Here is a 25,252-nt window from a genome sequence, read left to right as displayed (position 1 = left end):
GGACAACAACAATGCACTCGAGCCCCGTTTCCATCAGCCTCTCCAGCTACGGTGCCGACTTTGTCCGGCAACGTGGCCAGGAGCAGTTCCTTGACCTGCTGGCTGCCGCTGGCGTTACCCGCGTGGAACTGCGCGAAGAACTGTTCACTCGTGCGCCGGACACTGCAGCGCTGGCTGCAGCCATTTCCGCGCTGCGCCTGGAGTGCCTGTATTCCACACCCCTGGAGCTATGGACCGCACAAGGCGAGCTTGACCCGCAATTGGCGCAAAAGCTGGAAACCGCCCGAGCCCTTGGCGCGGTAGCGCTCAAGGTTTCCCTGGGCCACTACCATGCGGGCTGTGACGTCGCGGCCTTGGCGACGCTGTTGCCGGCGCACGGGCCGTTGCTGCTGGTGGAGAACGACCAGACCGCGCAAGGTGGACGAATCGAACCCCTGCAGCAGTTTTTCCAGCGTGCCGACGAGCTCGGGCTGACCCTTGGCATGACCTTCGATATCGGTAACTGGCAGTGGCAGGGCGAGCCTGCCCGGCACGCCGCACGCCAGCTTGGCCGCTGGGTGCGCTATGTGCACTGCAAGGCCGTGCAGCGCCGGGCCGATGGCCGCCTGGTAGCCGTCCCGCCAGAGATTGCGGACCTGCAGGAGTGGGCCGAGCTGATGGCCGAGTTCACCCCCGGCGTGGTGCGTGCTGTCGAGTACCCGTTGGTGAGCGACGATCTGCTGGCGCTGACCCGTGCCCAGGTGCGCGACCTGGCGGCGCTGGGGCAGGGCGTATCGAGTGAGGAGCTGAGCCATGCATGAGCATGACGTGCTGTGTTTCGGCGAGACCATGGCCATGTTCGTCGCCGAGCAGGCCGGCGACCTGGCCAGTGTCGGCCAGTTCGGCAAGCGCATCGCCGGCGCCGACAGCAACGTGGCCATCGGCCTGGCGCGGCTGGGCTTCAAGGTCCGCTGGCTGAGCCGGGTGGGCGACGATTCGCTGGGCCGCTTCGTGCTCGACAGCTTGCGCCGCGAAGGCCTGGACTGCTCCGGCGTCGAGGTGGATGCCAGCTACCCCACCGGCTTCCAGCTCAAGGCCCGCTGCGATGACGGCAGCGACCCGGCGGTGGAGTACTTCCGCCGTGGCTCGGCGGCCAGCCGGCTGTCGCCGGCGTTGCTGCGCCCGGGCTCTTTGCAGGCCCGCCACCTGCACGCCACCGGCATCCCGCCGGCGCTGTCGGAGGGCTGCCGGGCGCTGTCGCATGCGTTGATGGACGCCATGCGTGCCGCCGGGCGCAGTATCTCGTTCGACCCCAACCTGCGCCCCTCGCTGTGGCCTGACCAAAGCAGCATGGTGCGCGAAGTCAATGCCTTGTCGGCCAAGGCCGACTGGGTTCTGCCAGGCCTGGAAGAGGGCCGCCTGCTGACCGGCCAGCACACCCCGGCAGACATCGCCGCGTTCTACCTCGACCAAGGGGTGGAACTGGTGGTGATCAAGCTGGGCGATGCCGGTGCCTACTTCCGCAGCGCCAAGGGCGAAGGCCAGGTGGCGCCGGTGCCGGTCAGCCATGTGGTGGACACCGTTGGCGCCGGCGATGCCTTTGCCGTCGGCGTGCTCAGTGCGCTGCTGGAGGGCCACCCGGTAGCCGAGGCAGTGGCGCGTGGCAACTGGTGCGGCAGCCGCGCCGTGCAGTCGCGTGGCGACATGGAAGGGCTGCCGCTGCGCCATGAGCTGCAAGCCCACGACCTGCGCAGAAGCGCGTGAACACTTGACCCCGAAACACCTGTTGCAACAAAAACAACAAGCTCAGGAGAAACGAACCATGCAAAGCCAAAGCCTGGCACCTCGCCGCTGGTGGTACATCATCCCGATCGTGTTCTTCACCTATAGCCTTGCGTACCTGGACCGCGCCAACTACGGGTTCGCCGCCGCTTCCGGCATGGCTGAAGACCTGCACATCACCCCCGCACTGTCTTCGCTGCTGGGGGCACTGTTCTTCCTTGGTTACTTCTTCTTCCAGGTGCCTGGCGCCATCTACGCCGAAAAGCGCAGTGTGAAGAAGCTGATCTTTGTCTGCCTGATCCTTTGGGGTGGCCTTGCCACGCTCACCGGCGTGGTCAGTAACGTCTACATGCTGATCGCCATCCGCTTCCTGCTCGGGGTGGTGGAGGCGGCGGTGATGCCGGCCATGCTGGTGTACCTGTGCCACTGGTTCACCCGCGCCGAGCGTTCGCGCGCCAATACCTTCCTGATCCTCGGCAACCCGGTGACCATCCTGTGGATGTCGGTGGTGTCGGGCTACCTGGTCAAGCATTACGACTGGCGCTGGATGTTCATCATCGAAGGCCTGCCCGCGGTCATCTGGGCGTTCTTCTGGTGGCGCCTGGTGGATGACCGCCCGGCCCAGGTGAACTGGCTGAGCGAGCAGGAAAAGGCCGCCCTGGAGCAGGCGCTGGCTGCCGAGCAGCAAGGTATCAAGCCGGTGAAGAACTACCGCGAGGCGTTCCGCTCGCCGCAGGTGATCATCCTTTCGCTGCAGTACTTCTGCTGGAGCATCGGTGTGTATGGCTTCGTGCTGTGGTTGCCGTCGATCCTCAAGCAGGCGGCCAACCTCGACATCGTGCAGGCCGGCTGGCTGTCGTCGGTACCTTACCTGGCGGCGGTGCTGGGCATGGTCGGTGTGTCGTGGGCGTCCGACCGCCTGCAGAAGCGCAAGCGCTTCGTCTGGCCACCACTGCTGATCGCCGCCGTTGCGTTCTATGGCTCGTACGCCCTGGGCAGCGAGCACTTCTGGCTGTCGTACGCGTTGCTGGTGGTCGCCGGCGCCTGCATGTACGCACCCTATGGCCCGTTCTTCGCGATCGTGCCCGAGATCCTGCCGGCCAACGTCGCGGGCGGTGCCATGGCGCTGATCAACAGCATGGGCGCGCTGGGCTCGTTCGGTGGCTCGTGGCTGGTGGGTTACCTCAATGGCGTCACGGGCGGGCCCGGTGCCTCCTACCTGTTCATGTGCGGTGCGCTGCTGGCCGCAGTGGCGCTTACCGCCGCACTCAATACTTCCCAGACATCCGGCCGGGCCAAGCGCGGCAACTCGCGCCTGGCCATGAACCATTAGGAACCTGTGCAATGAAGAAGCGAATCGTCCTGTACAAACGCCTGTCCGACGACTTGATGGCACGCCTGCAAGAGCGCGTCGAGGTGACCTGGGTGGACACCTCCGGGCCCGATGGCCTGGCGCGCCTGCGCGATGCCTTGCCGGGGGCGCACGGGCTGCTGGGGGCCAGCCTGCGCCTGGACGCCAGCCTGCTCGACCTGGCGCCACAGCTTGAAGTGGTGTCCAGCGTTTCGGTCGGCGTGGACAACTACGACATCGCCGAGCTCAGCCGGCGTGGCGTGATGTTGACCAACACCCCCGACGTGCTGACCGAAACCACCGCCGACACGGGCTTTGCCTTGATCCTGGCCACCGCCAGGCGGGTGGTGGAGCTGGCGAACTGGGTGCGAGACGGGAACTGGCAGGCCAACCTCGGCCCGGCGCATTTCGGCAGCGATGTGCACGGCAAGACGCTGGGCATCGTCGGCATGGGCCGCATCGGCGAGGCCCTGGCCCGGCGTGCCGCGGCCGGCTTCGGCATGCGTGTGCTGTATCACAGTCAGCGTTCCAAGCCTGAGGTGGAGGCGCGCCATGCGGCGCGCCAATGCAGCCTGGACGAGCTGTTGCAGCAGGCGGATTTCGTTTGCCTGACCGTGCCGCTGAGTGCCAGTACCGAAGGCCTGATCGGCGCGCGTGAGCTGGCGCTGATGAAGCCGCAGGCAATCCTGGTGAACATTTCCCGCGGGCGCGTGGTGGATGAACCGGCGCTGATCGAAGCGTTGCGTGCCCGGCGCATCCGCGGCGCCGGCCTGGATGTGTTCGTGCAGGAGCCGTTGCCGGCGCAGTCGCCGTTGTTGCAGCTGGACAACGTGGTGGCGACCCCGCATATCGGCTCGGCGACCGAGGAAACCCGCCAGGCCATGGCGCGCTGTGCAGTGGACAACCTGCTCAGTGCCCTGGCTGGGGAGCGCCCTGCCAACCTGGTGAATGGCTAAAGCCAGATTCACAAACCTGCGCGGCCCCTGTGGAAGCAGGTTCACCCGCGAAGCAGGCAATGCGGTGGATGGCACCGGCTGCGCCGGTGTTCGCGGGTAAACCCGCTCCCACAGGTACGGCGCACTCCTTCAGCTGGTGGGTATCCTGGGAGCGGGCATGCCCGCGAAGCAGGCGACGCGGTGGATGGCACCGGCTAGGCCGATATTCGCGGGCGCGCCCGCTCCCACAGGTACGGCACATTCCTTCGGCTGGTGTAGTCCCTGTGGGAGCGGGTTTACCCGCGAAGCAGGCGACGCGGTGGATGGCACCGGCTAGGCCGATATTCGCGGGCGCGCCCGCTCCCACAGGTACGGCACATTCCTTCGGCTGGTGTAGTCCCTGTGGGAGCGGGTTTACCCGCGAAGCAGGCGACGCGGTGGATGGCACCGGCTAGGCCGATATTCGCGGGCGCGCCCGCTCCCACAGGTACGGCACATTCCTTCGGCTGGTGTAGTCCCTGTGGGAGCGGGTTTACCCGCGAAGCAGGCGACGCGGTGGATGGCACCGGCTGCGCCGGTGTTCGCGGGCGCGCCCGCTCCCACAGGTACGGCGCATTCCTTCGGCTGGTGGGGTCCCTGTGGGAGCGGCCTTGTGTCGCGAAAGGGCTGCAGGGCAGCCCCGGAGTCAATGCGATTCTGAACGCTGCGCCTGCGCTGGCACAGCACTCTCCACCGGCTCCAGCGGCGGGTGCTCCTGTGCTGCATGCATCAGGTCTTCGGTCACCCGCAGCTCGGCACCGGTCGGCGAGAAGGTGGTCGAAGCGGTGAACGGGGCCGGGTGCTCTGCCGCCGGGCGCTTGCCACGGCGCCACATGAAGAAGCACACCATGGCCAGGTTAACTACGGCAAAGGCCCAGAACAACCCGGCCTCGCCAAACTCGGTCATCATCGGCGAAATCGCCACCGGCGCCATGGCCGAACCCAGCGAGTTGATCAGCAGCAGGCCCTGGATCATGGGCACCAGTGCATCCGATGGTGCCCGGTCGGCCGCATGGCTGACCGCCACCGGGTACAGGGTGAACACGCCACCACCCAGCAGGAACAGCATCGCCGGCAGCAGGATCGAGTCCGAAGGCAGGAATACCGTGACCAGCGACAGCAGCACGCACAGCGCGGCCAGGGCGATCAGCACATCCTGGCGGTCCTTGCGGTCGGACCAGCGTCCGACCGGGTATTGCAGCAGCATGGCACCAAGAATCACCCAGGCCATCATGTTGCCGACTTCGCCCACATCCAGACCGATGCGCTGTAGGTACAGCGGCAGCAAGGCATAGATGCCGGCAATGGCCACACCCGAACCGAAGCAGCCGACCAGGCCCGACGGCGCAACGCCCAGCAACTGGCGCGGCTTGAGCGGTTCGACCTGGTCCAGCAGCGGCGACACCCGCGGCAGGATCACGATGGGCAGTACCGACAGGGCGGCGAGCACGCCGGCCAGCATGAACGGTGCGGTGTCACCCATGTGGGTGATTTCGCCAAGGCCGGCCTGGGCGATGACCCCGGCGCCGTAGAAGGCGATCATGTACAGCGCCAGCAGGCGGCCGCGGATCTTGGCGTCACCGGCCAGCAGCAGCCAGCTTTCGATCACCAGGAACACGCCCACCGCCGCCCAGCCGTTGATCAGGCGCAGCACCGACCACCAGGTGACGTCGTAGAACAGGCCTTGCAGCAGGATGGTCACGGCGATCAGCGAGGCGAAGCTGGTGTAGGCGCGGATATGGCCGATGCGCAGGATCAGCCGGTCGTTGAAGATGGCACCCAGGGTCAGGCCGATGAAGTAGGTCGAGGAGACCACACCGATGGTGGTGGCTGATTCGCCGGCAGCGCCCAGGCGCAGGGTGGTAAGGGAAGACATGAAGCCGTTGCCCAGGGCAATGATGAACAGCCCGAGCAGGGGCGCCAGCGCCATGGCCAGCAAACGCGGAGACATAGGTACCTCTAGTTGGATGAGCGGAATGAGCGCCTTTTCGGACGCGCACACCGGCTCGACCCGAACGGGGCCGAGGGGCTGCACGGATGTGCCTGGGCTGGATGCGACGCTGCCGGTTGCCACCGTTCAAGGCGACGGGCGAAAAGGAAGCGCGATTCTACGGGCTTGCGCGGTTTTGCCCAAGGGGCTTGGGTGTGCGACGAGACGCCGCAGTCTGTGGGCGACACGAATGCGTCTTGGGCGGACATCCCGGGGCCGCTTTGCGGCCCAATCGCCGGCAAGCCAGCTCCCACCTCGACTGCATCGACCTCAAGCATTGTGCAGTACCTATGGGGGCCGGCTTGCCGGCGATTGGGCTGCAAAGCAGCCCCGGCAATCCCGCAGACTGCGGCATAATGCGGGGCCCACCCCCAAGGAAGGCCCCCATGTTCGCTTCGCTGTTCGCAGTCCTGGCCCCGGTTTTCATCGTCGCCGGCATCGGCTATGCCTGGGCCCGCAAGGGCCTGGACTATCCCACCGAATTCATCGCCCGGGTGGTGATGACCGTCGGCACCCCGTCGCTGGTGCTGTCCACGCTCAGCCGCACCGAACTGGACCCGACCGCCTTCACCAGCATGGCCATGGCCTGCCTGCTGTGCACCCTGGGCATGGCCCTGGCCGGCTTGCTGGTGTGCCGCGCTTCGGGCATGCACTGGCGTGTGCTGTTGCCGGCGTTCATGTTCCCCAACACCGGCAACATGGGCCTGCCGATCAGCCTGTACGCCTTTGGCGAACACGGCCTGGCCCTGGCCGTGGCGTTCTTCCTGACCCTTTCGATCGTGCAGTTCACCCTCGGCATGGCCATTTCCGGTACTGCGGCTTCGCTCAAGGCACTGCTGCGCAACCCCATCGTGATCAGCCTGGCCGGCGCCATGCCGATCATCTTTCTCGATTTCGAGTTGCCGCGCTGGCTGGCCAATACCGCAGACCTGCTGGGCGGCATGACCATCCCGCTGATGTTGCTCACACTGGGCGTGTCGCTGGCCAGCATTCGCCTGCGCCATGTGGGCAGCGGCATGCTGCTGGGCGGTTTGCGCATTGGCCTGGGCGCTGCCGTGGGCTGGGCGGTAGGTGCGGCGCTGGGCATGGGCAGCCTGGAGCGTGCGGTGCTGGTGGTGCAGTCGGCGATGCCGGTGGCGGTGTTCAACTACCTGATGGCGGTGCGCGCCAACCGCGAACCGGAGCAGGTGGCGAACCTGGTGATGTGCTCTACGGTGCTGTCGTTTGCCTGGTTGCCGGTGGTGCTGGCCTGGTGGATGTAAGCCATTGCCAGCCTCCTTGCATCAACTTCTAACCTGCGCGGACTAGTGTAGGAGCGGCCTTGTGTCGCGAAAGGGCTGCAAAGCAGCCCCAAGGCATCAGCACAGATGCACAAATTGCTGGGGCTGCCTTGCAGCCCTTTCGCGACACAAGGCCGCTCCTACAAGGTCCAGCATCAACCAACCCGGCGGGAGGCCGGCACGGCAAACGGCTATTTCTCCTGCAACCGCCACCCCTGGCTGGTCAGCACCATCGCCCGGGTTTCCTTGAGCGGCGTGTCATTGCTGGCGACCGCCTTGCCCAGTTCGGCAATGCTGGCCTTGACCCCGTCGTCCCCGGCCCACGCCGGTAACCCGGTAATCTTGTAGGCATAGGTCACATTCGACATCTTCTGCCCGGTCGCCTCGCTCGGCTCACTGAACTGCTCGATGGCAGTGACCTGCGCCTTGCCGAAGCACAGCCCGTTATCTGCCTTGTAATACTTGCGGCCTTCGTCGGTGAGGTCATAGGCGTAGTAGATGTCCGTGCGTGCCGCTTGCCACAGGCGGGCGGGCACCTCGGTGCGCGAGATCTCCTTTTCGCTGACCACACCTACCTGGGCCAAGGCATGCAACGCCTTGTTGGTGCCATGGAGGTCGAAGTCCTGGGTCTTGGTCGGGAATGAACTGATGACGAAGCAGTGCGGGTACTGGGTATCGAGGTAGGCCTGGGCGGCCTTCTGGAAACTGGCCTCGCTGGTGTCCTCGCTGTTCGAGCAACCGGCCAGGGTTGCCAACAGCGCCAGCGGCACGATCTTCCTGTACATGGTGACACTTCCTTGAGTGACAAAGGCAAACGGGTCGTGCGCGATTAGAACCTACGGGCTAGAGCGGCGCAATCATGGCAAGACGGCATCTCTGCATGATCTTCGCTGGCCTCTTCGCGGGTAAACCCGCTCCCACAGGTATTGCACAGTTTTCAAGACCTGTGGTGAACCTGTGGGAGCGGGTTTACCCGCGAAGAGGCCAGTGGCAACAACATCAATCCTGGCTGCGAGTATCGATACTGACCACCACCGACATCCCCGGCCGCAGGCGCCGAGCCTCAGGCTGGTTGTCATCCACGGTGATCCGCACCGGTATGCGCTGGGCAATCTTGACGAAGTTGCCGGTGGCATTGTCCGCCTGCAGCAAGGCGAACTCCGAGCCGGTGGCCGGTGAGATCTGCTGCACGTGCCCATGCAGCTTCAGGTGGTTCAGCGCATCCACGGTAAAACTCACCGGCTGGCCGATGCGCACATCGGCCATCTGGGTTTCCTTCATGTTGGCGATCACCCACAGGGTGTCGGGCACCAGCGCCATCAACTGCGCACCGGAATTGACATAGGCCCCCAGGCGCGTGCCGATCTGCCCCAGCTGGCCGTCGCGCGGGGCGGTGACGCGGGTGTTGTCTAGGTCGATGCGGGCCAGCTCCACGGCGGCCTTGGCGTTTTCCACCGAGGCCTCCAGCGCGGCCCGGTTGACCACCACGGTTTCGCGGTCCTGGCGGGCGATTTCCAGTGCCGCCTTGGCCTGGGCCAGGCTGGCGACCGCAGCGGCTTCGCTGGCCCGGGCCAGGTCCAGATCGCGCCGCGACACCGAGCCATCGCTGACCAGCGCCTGGTTGCGGCCGAGGTCGGCCCTGGCCTTGGTTGCCTGGGCGGCGGCATCGCCGATGGCCGCCTGGCGCTGGGCAATGGTGGCTTCGGCACTGTTGCGCTGCTGCAGGTTGTTGGCCAGGGCCGCCTGTTGCTGCTGCAGCTGGGCGATGGCCTGGGCCAGGCGTTGCTTGTAGATGCGGTCGTCCAGTTGCACCAGCAGGTCGCCGGCCTTGACGAACTGGAAGTCATGCACCGGCACATCGACGATATAGCCGCTCAGCTGCGGCCCGATGATGGTCACCTGGCCGCGCACCAGGGCGTTCTCGGTGCTTTCGATGGCGCTGCTGAATGGCGGCAGGCGCCAGGCATACAGCACCAGCAGGATGCCGGCCAGGGCCACGCAGGCGAAGCTGATCGACGACAGGATCCGCACCCGCCGCGAACGCACCGGGCTGGTCGGCTCGCTGGGCGGCGTGGCGCCTTCCGGGGTTTCGGCGATGGCAGTGGTGGTCGTGGTGCGGGTGTCGTCGGTCATCGGGTGGGCGCGCCGGGAGTGGAGTCAGGGGAAATGGCCCGGCGTTTGGTGTGCCAGAGCCAGGTGCTACGGATACAGATCCAGATCATGGTCAGGATAGCGATGCTGCCGATCAGCACGAACACATCGTTGTAAGCCATGATATTCGCCTCGCGGGTGGCGGCACTGGCCAGCAGGCGCATGCCGGCTTCGCTGCGCAGGGCCGGGTCGGCGATGATGCCGCCGTAGCCGGCACCGCCACTTTGCACGCGAGCCGTGACCAAGGGTTCCAGGTAGCTGAGGCGGTCCATCAGGTGGCTGGAGTGGAATTTTTCCCGCCAGGTCTGGAAGGTGCCCAGCAGCGCCGCGCCAATCAGGCCGCCGAGGTTGTTGCAGATGCCGAATAGCACCGAGAAACTCACCAGGTTGCGCGGGTTGGCGCGCACATGGCTGATGCCAAGGGCCATGGACGGGCCGAGGAAGAAGGTGCTGCCGAACGCTAGCAGGAACTGGCTGAGGTACATCTGTGCCGGGCGAGTGAGGTTGCTCGAACTGCTGTCCATGAAGGCGCCGGTGGCCATTGCCAGCAGCGAGATGAACAGCGGGATCACCAGGTGGTTGGGGTTGATGGTGAGTGCACTGCTGGCCAGGCCGGCCACCGCGCCCAGCAGCATGACCGCGTACAACGTGCGCATCTGCTCGCTGCCCAGGTTCAGCGCCTGCAGGAAGCCGACTGCCCCGGTGGACTGCTCCGAGGTGACCATGCGGATCAGCACCACGCACAGGGCCAGGCGAATGATCGCGCCGCTGCCCAGCCAGCGGGTCATCAGCAGCGGGTTCTGGCGGTTGTGCTCGATGGCCAGGCCGCTGAAGATCAGCGCGATCGAGGCCGCCAGGGCCATGCCGATCCAGGGCGCCTCCAGCCACCAGTCGATACGCCCGAGTGACAGCACGGCGCACAGCAGCGCGGTACCGCTGGCCATCAGCGAGAAGGTGAGAAAGTCCAGCGGCTCGAAGGTCTTGAAGCGGTCACCGGGGGGCAGCTTGAGCATCAGCACGCAGCCCAGCGCGGCCAGCGCCAGGCCCAGTTCGAACAGGTACAGGCCGCGCCATTCGGCGATCTGCAGCAGGTCTTCGGAGAAGATCCGCGCCAGCGGCAACGCCAGCTGCGAGGCGCCCAGGCCAAGCACCATCGCCTTCAGCCGCCATTGCGCCGGGAACGCCTGGATCATGTAGTACAGCCCCAGCGAGCTGAGCGCGGCACCGACCATGCCATGCGCTGCCCGCACGGCGATGGCCGAGTTGAGGTCGTTTACCAGCAGGTGGGCGAAGGTGACCAGGGCATAGAGCACCAGGAACACCTCGGTGAACGCGCGCAGGCCGAATTGCTGGCGGAACTTCACCAGCAGCAGGTTGATGGACACGTTGGTCATTACATAGGCGGCCGGCAGCCAGGCCATTTCCGCCGTGGTTGCACCCAGCGCTCCTTGCAGGAACACAAGGTTGGCGGTGACCAGCGCGTTGCCCAGGCCACCGGTGATCGCCACCAGCAGCCCGACCACGCCGTAGGCCAGCCGTTTGGCGGGCGTGTGCAGGGGCGTGGAGGGGGAGCCCGGCAGGCTGGGTTTTTCGTGGGGGAGCCACTGGCGGGGGGCGTATTTGTCCATGGGGCAGACTGTACTTGAGGGTGCCGGGGGATGAAAACAGTCTATCTCCTGTGCCGGCCTCTTCGCGGGCTTGCCCGCTCCCACAGGTACTGCACAGCTTGCACGACTGTGGTGAACCTGTGGGAGCGGGCAAGCCCGCGAAGAGGCCGGTGCAGGCGCTACAAGGCCTTGGCCAGAAACTCCGCCGTGCGGCTTTCAGCACACCCGGCCACCACCTGTGGCGTGCCGCTGACCACCACCTGGCCCCCGGCATCCCCGGCCCCAGGCCCGATGTCGATCACCCAGTCGCTCTGCGCCACCACTCGCATGTCGTGCTCGACCACCACCACGCTGTGCCCACCATCGACCAGGCGGTTGAGCTGCACCAGCAGCCGGTCGATGTCCTGCGGGTGCAAGCCGTTGGTGGGTTCGTCCAGTACATACAGCGTCGCCCCGCGGGCCGTGCGTTGCAGCTCGGTGGCCAGCTTGATGCGCTGCGCCTCGCCGCCGGACAGTTCGGTGGCCGGCTGGCCCAGGCGCAGATAGCCCAGGCCGATGTCCTGCAGCACCTGCAGGCAGCGCCGCGCCGCTGGCTGTTCGGCGAACACCAGCAGGGCCTGGTCGACCGTCAGCTGCAGCACCTGCGCAATGTTCATGCCCTGCCAGCTCACCGCCAGGGTTTCCGGGTTGTAGCGGGCGCCATGGCAGGTCGGGCAGGGCGCATAGACGCTGGGCATGAACAGCAACTCGACGCTGACGAAGCCTTCGCCCTCGCAGTTCTCGCAGCGCCCCTTGGCAACGTTGAAGGAGAAACGCCCGGCATCGAAGCCTTTTGCCTTGGCCTGTTCGGTGGCGGCGAACAGCTTGCGCACATGGTCGAACAGGCCGGTGTAGGTGGCCAGGTTGGAGCGGGGCGTACGGCCGATCGGTTTCTGGTCGACCTGCACCAGGCGCCTGATGCTGCCAAGGCCCGCGCTCACATGCCCGCCGCTGGCCTGTTCAGGTTCATCTTCCAGGCTCTGCTCTTCGGGCTCGTTGCGTTGGGCGGCATGACCCAGGTGCGCACCCACCAGCTCCAGCAGCGCCTGGCTGACCAGGCTCGACTTGCCCGAACCGGAAATACCGGTGACGGCGGTAAAGCAGCCCAGCGGGAATTCGGCACTGATGTTGTTCAGGTTGTTGCGGCTGATGCCTTCGAGCTTCAGCCAGTCGTGGGCCTGGCGTGGTGCGCGCGTGGTCTGGGCCGGTGCACTGAACAGGTAGGCCCGGGTGCTCGACTGCTCGACCTGGGCCAGGCCCGTGGGCGGCCCGCTGTAGAGGATGGTACCGCCATGCTCGCCAGCGGCAGGCCCTACATCCACCAGCCAGTCGGCGCGGCGCATGGTGTCCAGGTCGTGTTCCACCACATAGACCGAGTTGCCCGCGTGCTTAAGGCGCTGCAGCGCCTCGAACAGGGCTTCGCTGTCGGCCGGGTGCAAGCCGGCCGAAGGCTCGTCGAGCACGTAGATCACGCCAAACAACTGCGAGTTCAGCTGGGTGGCCAGGCGCAGGCGTTGCAGCTCGCCAGAGGACAGGGTCGGAGTGCTGCGCTCCAGGGCCAGGTAGCCCAGGCCCAGGTCGAGCAGGGTGTCGATGCGTTCGAGCAGCTCGTTGGCGATGCGTTGGGCCGCCAGGCGCTTTTCCAGGGTCAGGTCGTCCTGCTGTTGTGCCAGGTAATCTGCTGCCGCCACCTTGCGCAATACCTCGGCCAGCGCCTGCAGCGACAGGTGCGACAGCTCGGCGATATCCAGGCCGGCGAAGGTCACCCCCAGGGCCTCGCGCTTCAGGCGCTTGCCCTGGCACAGCGGGCACGGGCTGGGGCGCATGAACTGGGCAACGCGCTTGCGCATCTGCGCGCTTTGCGAGTGCATGAAGGTGTGCAGCACGTAACGCCGGGCACCCATGAACGTGCCCTGGTAGCTGGGCTCTAGCTTGCGCTTGAGGGCGGCGCGGGTCTGCGCCGGGGTCAGCCCGGCATATACCGGCGCGGTGGGCGTTTCTTCGGTGAACAGGATCCAGTCGCGCTGCGCCTGTGGCAGGTCGCGCCAGGGGGTATCGACGTCGTAGCCCAGCGTCACCAGGATGTCGCGCAGGTTCTGCCCCTGCCAGGCCATCGGCCACGCCGCCACGGCGCGTTCGCGGATGGTCAGCGACGGGTCGGGGACCATGGTCGCTTCGTTCACTTCGTAGACCCGGCCCATGCCATGGCATTCCGGACAGGCGCCCTGCGGCGTGTTGGGCGAGAAATCCTCGGCATACAGCATCGCCTGGCCGGCCGGGTAGTGGCCCGCGCGGGAGTAGAGCATGCGGATCGAACTGGACAGGGTGGTCACGCTGCCCACCGAGGAACGTGCACTCGGCGTGCCGCGTTGCTGCTGCAGGGCCACGGCCGGGGGCAGGCCTTCGATGGCGTCGACGTCCGGCACGCCGACCTGGTCGATCAGGCGCCGGGCATAGGGCGCCACCGACTCGAAATAGCGGCGCTGGGCTTCGGCATACAGCGTCGAGAAGGCCAGCGAGGACTTGCCCGAGCCGGACACGCCAGTGAACACCACCAGGGCGTCACGGGGTATATCGACGTCGATGTTCTTTAGGTTGTGCTCGCGGGCACCCCGTACACGAACGAAGCCGCTTGGGGTGGTTGGGCGTGGGGGCATGAGGCAGTCCTTGGCTGTAGCTGAACAGTGCGCCCAAGGTAACAGCAATTGCAGCGCTCGTGCGTGGCAATGTTTCCACTCAGCAAATCTGGGAGTTATTGAGACCGATGCTTGCAGTTAGTGTGGTTTGGAAGGCACGAAAAACAGGAACTTGCAATCATGCAAACTTCAATATTACTGGCAATTGATCAGCAATCATCAATCCAGGCGGGTAATAACTTCCCAGTCCATCTATATACACCCTATGGCTATCGGATAGCCCAGGCCGGCCCTTTATTGGCCTTTACCGGAGAACCAAGAGCATCATTGCCGCGCTGTTACCTGCTGGGCAATGGCAAGCGAGCGTATGACACCGTGTTGATGCGTTTCCAACGCCCGGACATATTCAGCCCGTTTGGTCGGGGAGGGCTTAATTCCTATGCTTATTGCCAAGGAGACCCTGTCAATAATGTAGATCGCGATGGCCATTCGATAACACGTGTGATCGGCCAGTTTCTCGGGAGCATGACCGGTACTGTGGGAATGTTTTCATCCTTGGTCAAGGCTGCTAAAAACATTGTTCGCCGGTCAAAGGCAAACATCAACAATCAGCCAGTGCCTGAGGAGTTCGATTCGCGCAGCCGCAGAAATAACGCAATCGTCTTCAATACTGGCTTGGTGAGCACAGCATTGAAGGTACCTGGTATTGCAGCGGCATTTGGCTTTCCCGCTGCATCCCGGGGCGCTGAGGTGTTGACCTCCGCTGGTATTGTAACTGCGGGTGTCGGTGGCGCGGCCAAGTTCGATCAGTTGATCTTTGACAGTACCAGAACCATTAAAACCGCCAGGGAACTGAGGTTACCGCTGGGTACGCTGTTGAGAGCGTCGGTAATGGAGGCCAGTGGGTGGTATCTGCTCAGAGGCAAAGAGTCGCCGCTGATCGCATCCAGGGACCGGGTCGTGCAGGGGCGCGCGAAGTTCAGAGAAACCTCTGTGTGATCCGAAGCAGGAAGCCAGGTAAGCCCAGGCTCCAATGCCTGTCAGATAGCGTTAACGGGGCTGCTACGCAGCCCATCGCAGGCAAGCCAGCTCCCACAGGGGCCGCGTAAAACCCAGAAATTGTGCGATCCCTGTGGGAGCTGGCTTGCCTGCGATGGGCCGCAAAGCGGCCCCAAACTGCTTGACTGACAGGCATTAGCCCAGGCCCTGCTTTTATGTTCCACAGCATGAAACCAGATTCGATTGTGCTTCATCGCTCCTCGCGCTTATCTGTCAGCCAAGCACGACCTGCCTTACCCGTCGTGACCTCAAGGCGAACAACAAGAACGGGAAACCACCCGCGCGAGGAGACTCTACATGTCCCGACATCAGCACATCCTGGCCTGGCTGAACGATGTGGCCAGCGACCTGCACGCAATCCGTCACGATATCCACGCTCACCCGGAACTGGGTTTCGAAGAAAGCCGCACTTCGGCACTGGTCGCCCGCCTGCTCGAAGAATGGGGCTACGAGGTGCACACCGGTATCGGCAAGACCGGCGTGGTCGGCGTACTGCGCAATGGCAGCAGCCCACGCCGCCTGGGCCTGCGCGCCGACATGGACGCGCTGCCCATCCACGAGGCCACCGGCGCCGCGTACAGCAGCCAGCACCAGGGCTGCATGCACGCCTGCGGCCATGACGGGCATACCACCATGCTGCTCGGCGCCGCGCGCTACCTGGCGGCGACCCGGCAGTTCGACGGGACACTGACACTGATCTTCCAGCCGGCCGAAGAGGGCCAGGGTGGTGCCGAGGCGATGCTGGCCGATGGTTTGCTGGAGCGCTTCCCTTGCGATGCACTGTTCGGCATGCACAACATGCCCGGGCTGCCGGCGGGGCACCTGGGCTTCCGCGAAGGGCCGATGATGGCCTCGCAAGACCTGCTCACGGTGACCCTCGACGGGGTTGGCGGCCATGGCTCGATGCCGCACCTGACCGTCGACCCGCTGGTGGCAGCGGCCAGTGTGGTGATGGCCCTGCAAACCGTGGTGGCGCGCAATATCGATGCGCAGGAGGCGGCCGTGGTTACCGTCGGCGCCTTGCAGGCCGGCGAAGCGGCCAACGTGATCCCGCAGCAGGCGCTGCTGCGCCTGAGCCTGCGCGCGCTGAACGCCGAGGTGCGGGCGCAGACCCTGGAGCGGGTGCGGGCCATTATCGTCAGCCAGGCCGAGAGCTTTGGCTGCCGCGCCACCCTCGAACACCGCCCGGCCTACCCGGTGTTGGTCAACCATGCCGCGGAAAACGCCTTCGCCCGGCAGGTGGGGGTGGAATTGCTCGGTGCCGAGGCAGTGGATGGCAACACCCGCAAGTTGATGGGCAGCGAGGACTTCGCCTGGATGCTGCAACGCTGCCCCGGCGCCTACCTGTTCATCGGCAATGGCGTATCGCGGCCGATGGTGCACAACCCGGCCTACGACTTCAACGACGACATCCTGCTGACCGGCGCCGCCTACTGGGGCGCGCTGGCAGAGCGCTGGCTCGCGCCCGCCTGACCTTTCCTTTTGACGACTGCCGCTGGAACCCGGGCGCGACCGCGCCTGGGCGATCACCCAATCATTGTGTGGAGTGTTTCCTATGCAGACTTCGAGCACCGGCGTGTCGCGTACCCGGCAAGTGGTCGCCGCCGTCATCGGCAACGCCTTGGAGTGGTATGACTTTATCGTGTACGGCTTTCTGGCCAGCATCATCGCCCGCCAGTTCTTCCCCTCCGACGACGAATACGCCTCGCTGCTGATGGCCCTGGCCACCTTCGGCGTCGGCTTTTTCATGCGCCCGGTGGGCGGCGTGCTGCTGGGCATGTATTCCGACCGCAAGGGCCGCAAGGCGGCGATGCAGATGATCATCCGGCTGATGACCGTGTCCATTGCCATGATCGCCTTTGCCCCCGACTACCTGGCCATCGGCATGGCCGCGCCGATGCTGATCGTGGTGGCGCGCATGCTGCAGGGTTTTGCCACCGGCGGCGAGTACGCCAGCGCCACGGCCTTTCTGGTGGAGAGCGCGCCGGCCCACCGCAAGGGCCTGTATGGCTCGTGGCAGCTGGTGGGGCAGTGCCTGGCGGTGTTCTCCGGGGCGGCGATGGTGGCCCTGGTCACCCACTTGTGCACGCCTGCGGCGCTGGACAGCTGGGGCTGGCGTATCCCGTTCGTGCTCGGCCTGCTGATCGGCCCGGTGGGGCTGTGGATTCGCAAGCACATGGAAGAGCCCGAGGAGTTCATCGAGGCGCGCCGCCAGGCCAAGGGCCAGTCGCCCAGCCTGTGGCAGGTGCTGCGTGAGCATCGGCGCAGCCTGTTGGTATCGATGGGCCTGGCCTGTGGCGCGACGGTGTCGTTCTACGTGGTGCTGGTGAACATGCCGACCTTCGCCCACAAGAACCTAGGGCTGCCGCTGGACCAGGTGCTGCTGGTGCAGATGCTTGCGGTTGGGCTGATGACCGTGGTGATCCCGCTGTCCGGGGCGTTGTCTGACCGGCTGGGGCGGCGCCCGGTGCTGATGGCCTTCACCCTGGCGTTCTTCGTCATGGTCTATCCGTTGTATGTGTGGGTGGCTGCCGCGCCGTCGCTGGAGCGCCTGCTGGTGATGCAACTGCTGTTGTGCACCGCCATCGGTGGCTTCTTCGGGCCGGCGCCCACGGCCCTGGCCGAGCAGTTCCCGGTCGAGGTGCGTTCTACCGGTGTATCGGTGGCCTATAACGTGGCGGTGATGGTGTTCGGCGGCTTCGCCCCGTTGATCGTCACCTGGCTGAGCAAGGTGCTCGGTACCCCGGTGGCGCCATCGTTCTATGTGCTGTTCGCCTGCCTGCTGACACTGCTGGGCACCTATTGCCTGAAAGAAGCCCCACGCGCAGGCAAGCCTGCCGCTTTCAACCTTGGAGTGAAACCGTGATGCCGCTAGCCATCGACCCCATCGTTGCCCTCGATGCCGAGGCATTGTCCCGGGCCATCCATGCCCGCCAGATGTCGTGCCGGGAGGTGATGCAGGCTTATCTGGCGCATATCGAACGCTTCAACCCGCAGGTCAATGCGCTGGTGTCGCTGCGCCCGGCAGAGGCGCTGCTGGCCGAGGCCGATGAGCGTGACCGCGAGCTGGGCCGTGGCTATTCGCGCGGCTGGATGCATGGCATGCCCCAGGCGATCAAGGACTTGGCCGCCACTGCCGGGCTGCGCACCACCCTGGGCTCGCCGCTGTTCGCCGAGCAGGTGCCCGAGCAGGACGCGATCAGTGTGGCGCGGGTGCGGGCCAGTGGTGCGCTGATCGTGGGCAAGAGCAATGTGCCGGAATTCGGCCTTGGTTCGCAGACCTACAACCCCCTGTTCGGCACCACCACCAACGCCTACGACCCGGGCAAGGTGGCCGGGGGCAGCAGCGGCGGGGCGGCGGCGGCGCTGGCCATGCGCCTGCTGCCGGTCGCCGACGGCAGCGACATGATGGGCTCGCTGCGCAACCCGGCGGCGTTCAACAACGTGTATGGCCTGCGCCCGTCGCAGGGCCGCGTACCCCACGGGCCGGCGCCGGAACTGTTCGTGCAGCAGCTGGCCACCGAGGGGCCGATGGGCCGCAGCGTGGTGGATGTGGCGCGGCTGTTGTCGACCCAGGCGGGCTTCGATGCGCGGGCGCCGTTGTCGCTGGGCGAGGGCCGGCGCGATTTTGCCGCCGGGTTGCAGCGCGATTTCCGCGGCGTGCGGGTTGGCTGGCTAGGCGACTACGACGGCTACCTGGCGATGGATGACGGGGTGCTGAGCCTGTGCGAAGCGGCCCTGGCAGACTTCGCCGAACTGGGCTGCCGGGTCGAAGCCTGCCAACCGGCGTTCGACCTGGCGCGTTTGTGGCAATGCTGGCTGACCCATCGCCACTTCCTGGTGCACGGCAACCTCGCTGCGGCCTATGCCGACCCGGGCAAGCGCGCGCTGCTCAAGCCCGAGGCGCAGTGGGAGGTGGAGGGTGGCCTGCACCTGAGCGCGGCGGCGGTGTACCAGGCTTCGGTGGCCCGCAGCGACTGGTACCGCACGCTGGGCCAGCTGTTCGAGCGTTACGATTACCTGCTGTTGCCATCGGCCCAGGTGTTCCCATTCGATGCACGGCAACCTTGGCCAACGGTGGTCGGAGGGCGGGCGATGGACACCTATCACCGCTGGATGGAAGTGGTGATAGGGCCGACCCTGGCCGGCTTGCCGAGCATCAGCGTACCGGTCGGTTTCAACGCTGCCGGGTTGCCCATGGGCCTGCAGATCATCGGCCCGGCCCAGGCCGACCATGCTGTGTTGCAGCTGGCCCATGCCCATGAACAGCTCACCCGTTGGGTAGCGCGGCGCCCACCCCGGACCCTGCAAGCGCCATGAAACCGCTGGGCAGGCGCGGATCTTGCTGGCTATCCTGACCATCCAGCTACAGGGAGGTCACACTCATGGGCATCACGGCAGACAGTGGCGGCGTGCGTTCGGTGGAGCGGGCCCTGGCCATCGTCGACCTGCTGGGCGAACACCAGGCGCTGGGCCTGGAAGAACTGCATTACCTGACGGCGCTGCCCAAGGCCACGGTGTCGCGCATGCTTGCCACCTTGCAGGAGCAAGGCTGGGTCTACCGCGGCCTCAGCGACCGGCGTTACCGGCTGTGCGCGCGGCGCCTGTTCGGTGACCGCCAGCTGCGTTTCAAGCGGCGCCTGGTGGAACACGCAGCCCCCATGTTGCTGGAGTTGAGCGAGCGCACCGGGTTAGTGGTTGACCTGTCGTGTTTCGACGGCGAGCGGCTGGAGGTGATGGAAAGCGCCATCCCCCAGGTATTGCGCAAACGCTACCCGCACACCTGCCAGATCGTCGGCCATCATGCCAGCCTGTTCCACTCGGCGATGGGGCGGGCGTGCCTGGGTGAGTTGGCGGTCGACGAAGTGCAGCGCCTGGCGGCCCATGCGCGGGTGGGCGACGAGACGGTGCTGCGCGACATCGAGGAGGAAGCGAACAAGGGGTTCGGCCAGCGCACCGAAGGGCACTGGGAGTACCCGGTGCGCTTGCCGTTCCTGATCCGCGCGATAGCCCTGCCGGTGCATGCCGAAGGGCGCCTGGCCGGGAGCATTGCCTTGCACTGGCCGCTGGACCAGGCGCCGGTGGAGCGGGTGTTGAACCTGCACCTGAACAGCCTGGCTACAACGGTGGGCGAGGTGCAGCGGGCCTTGGTGGTTTAGCGGGGACTTGTACTGGCCTCTTCGCGGGCTCGCCCGCTCCCACAGGGATGGTGCATTGCCTGAGACCTGCTCGGTACCTGTGGGAGCGGGCAAGCCCGCGAAGGCCAATGCAGCAAACAACAAAAAAGAAGCTGTGTCCGAGGCCCCTCAGCGCTCCAGGCTGTACATCCGGCACTCTGCCAGCAACGCCAGCAGGTTCGGCTCCCGCTCCCGCGCCTTCAAGAACACCACGCCGATATGCTGCTGCAAACGATATTGCGGCTTCAGTGCAATCAACCTGACCCGGTTTTCGTACACCGCCGCGATACGCCCGGGCAGCAGGGCAAAGCCCACGCCCGAGCTGACCATGCTCAGCAGGGTGAAGATATCGTTCACCTGCATGGCCACCTTGGGTTCGAAGCCGGCCTGCTGGAACACCCGGGCGCCATCGCGGTGGGTAGCAAAGCCCTGGGTCAGGGTGATGAAGGTGGAGTCGGCCAGGTCGGCCAGGTCCACCTCGGCCTGTTCGGCGAAGGGTGAATCGATGGGCACCGCAAGGAAGATATCGTCGGAAAACAGCGGCAGCTGCTCGCAGGCCGGGTCGCTGACGCTTTCGTCGAGCGACACGAGGATGGCCTCCAGCTCGTGGTTCTTCAGGCGCTGCAGCAGGTCGACGTTGGAGCCCAGGGTCAGGTCGATATTGAGTTCGCTACGGCGCAGCTTGAGGCCCATGACCAGCTTGGGCACGGTTTTCACCGTCAGCGAGTAGAGCGCGCCCAGGCGGAAGCGTTCGGCATAGAAACCGGCGGCCTCGCGGGTCTGGCGGACCATCTGCTCGGCATCCTGGATCAGCTGGCGGGCTTTCTTTTCCAGCACGTAGGCGCTTTCCAGCGGGATCAGCTGGCGGCCTTCGTGCTTGAACAGCGGGCAGCGCAGTGCGCTTTCCAGCGAGTGGATGGCACGGTGCACGCTGACGGCGCTGGTGGCCAGCTCGGCGGCGGCGCGGCCGAGGTTGCCGGTGCGCATGAAGGCGAGGAAGGTTTCCAGCTTCTTGAGGGTCAGTTCTTCGTCGATCAGCATGGGGGCCTAGGGTTTACGGCTTGGGGGTTATGGTGGAGTTGAGATCGAGCGCCGCCCGCGCGGCGCTTCGCAGCACAAGGCTGCTCCTACATCTGTTTCGGGCCAGTATCGCCTGTGCCAATGCACGCGACCGCCTTGTTTGCCCGGCACGATATCGAGGTGGACGCCAAGGGGCCGCGCGCTTTCGCCTCAGGAATAACTGGCCCGAAACAAATGTAGGAGCAGCCTTGTGCTGCGAAGCGCCGCGCGGGCGGCGCTCGATCTCAAACCCACCACATACCTCAAGCCCGACGCTCGATCAACGCCCACAACGCCGGGTCGTTGAAATCATCGATCACCAACCCGGCCCCCGCCGCCAGCAACCGCTCCGGCGTCTGGGTAGTGGCCACACCCACGGTAAAGATCCCCGCGCCACTCGCTGCCGCCACCCCCGGCAGCGAATCCTCGAAGGCCAGTGCCTGCCCGGCCTCGGCACCCAGCCGCTGCAACCCGGTCAGGTAGGGCAGCGGGTCCGGCTTGGGCCGTGCCAGTTCCTCGGCCACCAGCACATGCTCGAAGCGCTGGCCCAGGCCCATGGCGTTCAACATGTGTTCGGCGTTCAGCCGCGGTGCGTTGGTCACCACGCACATGCCGATGTCACGAGCCCGGGCATGTTCCAGCAGGCGCACAAGGCCCGGCATCGGCTCGAGAGCCGGCGACATGTCGCGGAACAGCGCCTCCTTGCGGTCGGCCAGCTCCTGGCACTGCTCGGCACTGGCACCGGCAAACAGCTCGGCGAACAGCTCGCCGTTGGCGCGGCCGCTGACCTGGGCATCGAACTGCGCCTGGCTCAGCTCGCGGCCGTCATGCTCGCGCAGCAGTTGGCGAAAGGCCTGCAAGTGCAAGGTGTCAGTGTCGGTGAGGGTTCCGTCGAGGTCGAACAGCAGGGCAGTCAGCATTGGGTATCCAGGTCCAAAATCATGGGCGGGCCAGAAGGGAGATTCTTTGCCTTTGGAGTCACGTGAACTTCGCGACTTCCTGAGTGTACTGGAGTACGGCAGCCTTGGCAGAGCTGTGCTCGAACGCGAGGTTGGCGCCTGCGCATCGAGTCAGCAACTGCCAAAGCTGGAAAGCCAACCGAGTAACCGGCCGTTGGCACGCTCCGGCTTTCGAAGTTTGGTCATCAGTTCTGGTTGGCGGAGGTGGCTGGGCGCAGGTAGCTGATCTTCTGCACCTTGCCGTCGCTGTCACGGTAGGTGAGGGTGGCGGTGTCGGCGTGGTCGGTGGCGTGGCCCGAGGCCTCCACCGCGATCACTTGGGCGATGTCCAGGTTCATGCCGTACTGGTACGGGGAGGCGGTCTGGGCGAAGGCGCCGACGCTGCTGCCGAAGGTCAGGGTGGTGATGGCGATTGCTTTGATGAAGGTCATGATCATGCTCCGTTAGCTTGGGTAGTGGGATCAGCGACTGCTTGCTGCCTGGGTTGAATATTGCGCGATAATATTTAGCGCGCAAAATATATTTCCACTATCTGGTCTATTGGAGCGCTGCATCGCCGGAAAGATTGTGTGGGTCGCGGCGAGGGCTGATATGTTTCCCGCGTACCGGTTTGCATCTGATCGACGCTGACCTATCAAGGAAGAAAAACAATGAAAACAGTGCTCGGCTTGTTGCTTTTTATCTGTCTGGACATACCTGCATTCGCTGGCTACAAGACCATTGGCTTCAAGACCTCGACATTACCGGACAGGCAAACTGACCGTCCGCTGGAGCTGGTCGTCTGGTACCCGAGTACGACCACTGCGCCACCACAGTTGATCGCTGATACTCCGGTTTTCAGCGGTGACCTCGCTGTGCGCGATGCACCTCCAACTGCAGGCACGTATCCATTGGTGGTGCTTTCCCACGGCTTTCGCGGCAATTGGGGAAACCAGTCGTGGCTGGCCAGTGCACTGGCTCACCAAGGCTACATCGTGGCGGCGGTCAACCACCCCGGCACTACTACCCGCGATCGCAACCCTGAAGCCGCGGCACAGTTGTGGCGGCGTCCCATTGACTTGCAGCGGGCCATCGATGCGGTCATGGCCCAGGCGGATCAGTTCGGGCGGGTGGCGAAGGGCCAAGTTGCAGTGGTCGGCCACTCACTGGGCGGCTGGACCGCGCTGGAAATTGCCGGCGCCCGCTTTGATCCCAAGCGTTTTGCCCAGGACTGTTCCATCCATCCGCAGCTGTCGAGTTGCAGCGTCTACAAGCAGATCAATGCCGACAGCGCCCCGGCATCGAAAGCTCGACTGGGTGGCGATTTGCGCGACAGTCGTGTCACCGCCATCGTTACCCTGGATCTTGGCCTGTCACGTGGCCTGACCGATGAAAGCCTTGCGGCTTTGCCAGTGCCGACGTTGGTGATTGCGGCCGGCGCGCCTTCTGAAGACCTTCCCGCGCAGCTGGAATCTGCTGACCTTGCCAAGCGTCTGCCCTCGGCGACGAGTCGTTATGTCGAGATCGAGGACGCCAGCCATTTCAGCTTCTTGTCGACGTGCAAACCAGGCGCGATGGCGTTGCTCGAAGACGATGCTCCAGGGGATGGTGTCATTTGCCGGGACGGCGATAACGCCCGGTCGCGGGGGGCGATCCAGTTGCAGATCGCCTCGCTGGTGACTGAGTTCCTGGAGCAGCATTTTGGTCGTTGGTCTATGTAACGACGCAGCGATGGGGCGGGAACGGTCTGCTCCGACTGGCTGTTACCGACCCACAGCGGGCATCTGTAACCGGGGCCGCTTCGCGCCCCATCGCCGGCAAGCGCGGCTCCCACAGTGTCCCTGCTGATTCAATTCGCCATGTGCAGTCAGGTTTGCCGGACCAGCCATATAGCCTTCAGCATCATTGCGGTAGTTTCGCGGTCGCAATTGATCGCAGCCGCCAAGCCGTCGACGAAGGGGGCTGTTCAGCGTGCTCGGAAAAGAGTACAAATGTGCTCCATGGACAATCTTACCCCAAAACGCCGCGCCATCTTCGAGTTCATCCGTGAGCGCATCGCCGACCACGGCCAGCCGCCGAGCCTGGCCGATATCGCCACGCGCTTCGGTTTTGCCTCGCGCAGTGTCGCGCGCAAGCACATCACCGCCCTGTGCCAGGCCGGCTACATCGACGTCACGCCGAACCAGGCGCGGGGCATACGCCTGGCCGAACGGCTGCGCCGCCCGGAAATCCTCGAAGTGCCGGTGCTGGGCCAGGTGGCGGCAGGCGCCCCCATCGGCCCGGACCTCGACATTCACGAGCAGTTGCTGCTCGACCCCAGCCTGTTCCGCCGTACCCCCGACTACCTGCTGAAGGTGCGTGGCGACTCGATGATCGACGACGGCATTTTCGACGGCGACCTGGTCGGCATCCTCCAGCAGGCCGATGCCCGCGATGGCCAGATCGTGGTCGCCCGCCTGGACGGCGAGGTGACCATCAAGCGCCTGCAGCGCCAGGGTGGCAATTACCGGCTGTTGCCACGCAATCCGGCCTATGCACCTATCGATGTGCGGCCTGAACAGGAGTTCTTCATCGAAGGCGTGTTCTGCGGCTTGCTGAGGCGTGACTGATGGGCGCGGTGGTCGACCTCGACAGGTTGCTCGATCAGCGCCGGGTATGGCGCGGTCGGCAGGCCCAGGCGCGGCCGCTCGGCCTGCAGCCCACGGGCCATGCCGCCCTTGACCAATGCCTGCCGGAAGGTGGCTGGCCGGCGGCTGCGCTCAGCGAACTGTTGCTGGCCAGCCCCGGCTGTGGCGAATTGCAGCTGCTGTGGCCAACCCTGGCCCGCTTGAGCGCTGAAGCCAGCCGAATCGTGCTGGTGGCTCCGCCATTCATTCCTTACGCCCCGGCCTGGCAGGCCGCGGGGGTGGACCTGCGCTGGCTGGTACAGGTGGACGCCGCACCTGCCGATGCCCTGTGGGCCGCCGAGCAGTGCCTGCGCTCCGGCAGTTGCGCGGCGGTGCTGTGCTGGCCGGAACGTGCCGATGACCGCGCCCTGCGGCGCTTGCAGGTGGCTGCCGAAACCGGGCAGGCGCTGGCCTTCGCCTGCCGGCCGCAACAGGCGGCGCACAATCCTTCACCCGCAGCACTGCGCATTGCCGTCGACACCCGCCCGGCACAATGGCGCGTGCTGAAAAGCCGTGGCGGCATGCCCCCGGCGCTGCCCATCGCCTGCCCGGGGCGGGGCTGAT

At 65.4% G+C, this 25,252-nt stretch carries 21 protein-coding genes; 13 read left to right on the top strand and 8 right to left on the bottom strand.

What is annotated here, in order from left to right; all coding sequences use genetic code 11:
• The first annotated feature begins 11 nt into the window (after positions 1-11).
• From C163_RS13590 to C163_RS13575, 4 genes are read left to right on the top strand one after another with little or no spacing between them, the layout of a single operon-like run.
• On the top strand, positions 12-800 hold the full coding sequence (locus C163_RS13590) for a TIM barrel protein (RefSeq protein ID WP_025339277.1): 789 nt from the start codon (positions 12-14) through the stop codon (positions 798-800).
• Positions 793-1,743, top strand: coding sequence for a sugar kinase (locus C163_RS13585; RefSeq protein WP_025339276.1), 951 nt, complete (start codon positions 793-795; stop codon positions 1,741-1,743). The genes C163_RS13590 and C163_RS13585 overlap by 8 nt, the downstream gene beginning before the upstream one ends.
• 58 nt (positions 1,744-1,801) lie before the next feature.
• Entirely contained in the window at positions 1,802-3,094 is a 1,293-nt protein-coding gene (locus tag C163_RS13580) for an MFS transporter (protein WP_025339275.1), read from the top strand.
• A gap of 11 nt (positions 3,095-3,105) precedes the next feature.
• A complete protein-coding gene (locus tag C163_RS13575) occupies positions 3,106-4,068 on the top strand; it encodes a D-glycerate dehydrogenase (protein ID WP_025339274.1) in 963 nt (320 codons plus the stop codon).
• Positions 4,069-4,732: 664 nt separating this feature from the next.
• Here the strand turns inward: C163_RS13575 and C163_RS13570 are convergent.
• Positions 4,733-6,037, bottom strand: a complete 1,305-nt coding sequence (locus tag C163_RS13570; RefSeq protein ID WP_025339273.1) for an MFS transporter — start codon at positions 6,035-6,037, stop codon at positions 4,733-4,735.
• Between the two features lie 425 nt (positions 6,038-6,462).
• On the opposite strand from C163_RS13570, the gene C163_RS13565 reads away from it, so the two are divergent.
• Positions 6,463-7,338, top strand: coding sequence for an AEC family transporter (locus C163_RS13565; protein WP_025339272.1), 876 nt, complete (start codon positions 6,463-6,465; stop codon positions 7,336-7,338).
• A gap of 209 nt (positions 7,339-7,547) precedes the next feature.
• On the opposite strand, the gene C163_RS13560 is transcribed toward C163_RS13565, so the two are convergent.
• From C163_RS13560 to C163_RS13545, 4 genes are all read right to left on the bottom strand, one after another.
• Positions 7,548-8,141 (bottom strand): hypothetical protein, encoded by a 594-nt coding sequence (locus C163_RS13560; protein WP_025339271.1) that lies wholly within the window; start codon positions 8,139-8,141, stop codon positions 7,548-7,550.
• Between the two features lie 214 nt (positions 8,142-8,355).
• The gene (locus C163_RS13555) at positions 8,356-9,489 is read right to left on the bottom strand and encodes an HlyD family secretion protein (RefSeq protein WP_025339270.1); all 1,134 of its coding nucleotides are present in this window, start codon (positions 9,487-9,489) and stop codon (positions 8,356-8,358) included.
• The gene (locus C163_RS13550) at positions 9,486-11,135 is read right to left on the bottom strand and encodes an MFS transporter (protein ID WP_025339269.1); all 1,650 of its coding nucleotides are present in this window, start codon (positions 11,133-11,135) and stop codon (positions 9,486-9,488) included. The genes C163_RS13555 and C163_RS13550 overlap by 4 nt, the downstream gene beginning before the upstream one ends.
• A 158-nt stretch (positions 11,136-11,293) precedes the next feature.
• Positions 11,294-13,810, bottom strand: a complete 2,517-nt coding sequence (locus C163_RS13545) for an excinuclease ABC subunit UvrA (protein ID WP_025339268.1) — start codon at positions 13,808-13,810, stop codon at positions 11,294-11,296.
• A gap of 159 nt (positions 13,811-13,969) precedes the next feature.
• On the opposite strand from C163_RS13545, the gene C163_RS13540 reads away from it, so the two are divergent.
• The 5 genes from C163_RS13540 (at position 13,970) to C163_RS13520 (ending at position 20,007) form a co-directional block, all read left to right on the top strand.
• Complete coding sequence (locus tag C163_RS13540) at positions 13,970-14,788, top strand: RHS repeat-associated core domain-containing protein (RefSeq protein WP_049866763.1); 819 nt, start codon at positions 13,970-13,972, stop codon at positions 14,786-14,788.
• A 357-nt stretch (positions 14,789-15,145) separates the two neighbouring features.
• On the top strand, positions 15,146-16,321 hold the full coding sequence (locus tag C163_RS13535) for a M20 aminoacylase family protein (RefSeq protein ID WP_025339266.1): 1,176 nt from the start codon (positions 15,146-15,148) through the stop codon (positions 16,319-16,321).
• Positions 16,322-16,403: 82 nt separating this feature from the next.
• On the top strand, positions 16,404-17,714 hold the full coding sequence (locus tag C163_RS13530; RefSeq protein ID WP_015270478.1) for a citrate-proton symporter: 1,311 nt from the start codon (positions 16,404-16,406) through the stop codon (positions 17,712-17,714).
• The gene (locus C163_RS13525; protein WP_177325780.1) at positions 17,714-19,168 is read left to right on the top strand and encodes an amidase; all 1,455 of its coding nucleotides are present in this window, start codon (positions 17,714-17,716) and stop codon (positions 19,166-19,168) included. Before C163_RS13530 ends, C163_RS13525 begins: the two co-directional genes overlap by 1 nt.
• Before the next feature lie 65 nt (positions 19,169-19,233).
• Positions 19,234-20,007, top strand: a complete 774-nt coding sequence (locus C163_RS13520) for an IclR family transcriptional regulator (protein ID WP_025339264.1) — start codon at positions 19,234-19,236, stop codon at positions 20,005-20,007.
• Positions 20,008-20,154: 147 nt separating this feature from the next.
• On the opposite strand, the gene C163_RS13515 is transcribed toward C163_RS13520, so the two are convergent.
• The 3 genes from C163_RS13515 to C163_RS13505 all read right to left on the bottom strand — a co-directional run bounded on the left by C163_RS13515 (position 20,155) and on the right by C163_RS13505 (position 22,474).
• The gene (locus tag C163_RS13515; RefSeq protein WP_025339263.1) at positions 20,155-21,066 is read right to left on the bottom strand and encodes a LysR substrate-binding domain-containing protein; all 912 of its coding nucleotides are present in this window, start codon (positions 21,064-21,066) and stop codon (positions 20,155-20,157) included.
• 281 nt (positions 21,067-21,347) lie between these two features.
• Positions 21,348-22,004, bottom strand: a complete 657-nt coding sequence (locus tag C163_RS13510; RefSeq protein WP_025339262.1) for an HAD family phosphatase — start codon at positions 22,002-22,004, stop codon at positions 21,348-21,350.
• Between the two features lie 224 nt (positions 22,005-22,228).
• On the bottom strand, positions 22,229-22,474 hold the full coding sequence (locus C163_RS13505) for a DUF2790 domain-containing protein (protein WP_015270475.1): 246 nt from the start codon (positions 22,472-22,474) through the stop codon (positions 22,229-22,231).
• A gap of 219 nt (positions 22,475-22,693) precedes the next feature.
• Between C163_RS13505 and C163_RS13500 the strand changes: the two genes are divergently transcribed.
• From C163_RS13500 to imuA, 3 genes are all read left to right on the top strand, one after another.
• Complete coding sequence (locus tag C163_RS13500) at positions 22,694-23,743, top strand: alpha/beta fold hydrolase (RefSeq protein ID WP_025339261.1); 1,050 nt, start codon at positions 22,694-22,696, stop codon at positions 23,741-23,743.
• Between the two features lie 270 nt (positions 23,744-24,013).
• Positions 24,014-24,631, top strand: a complete 618-nt coding sequence (gene lexA / locus C163_RS13495; protein ID WP_025339260.1) for a transcriptional repressor LexA — start codon at positions 24,014-24,016, stop codon at positions 24,629-24,631.
• Positions 24,631-25,251, top strand: a complete 621-nt coding sequence (imuA, locus tag C163_RS13490; RefSeq protein ID WP_025339259.1) for a translesion DNA synthesis-associated protein ImuA — start codon at positions 24,631-24,633, stop codon at positions 25,249-25,251. The genes lexA and imuA overlap by 1 nt, the downstream gene beginning before the upstream one ends.
• The last annotated feature ends 1 nt before the right edge of the window (position 25,252 follow it).

This window comes from Pseudomonas sp. FGI182 (genome assembly GCF_000511325.1).
GTDB classification, from domain to species: Bacteria; Pseudomonadota; Gammaproteobacteria; order Pseudomonadales; family Pseudomonadaceae; genus Aquipseudomonas; species Aquipseudomonas putida_Z.
This window is presented reverse-complemented; position numbering and strand designations above follow the sequence as displayed.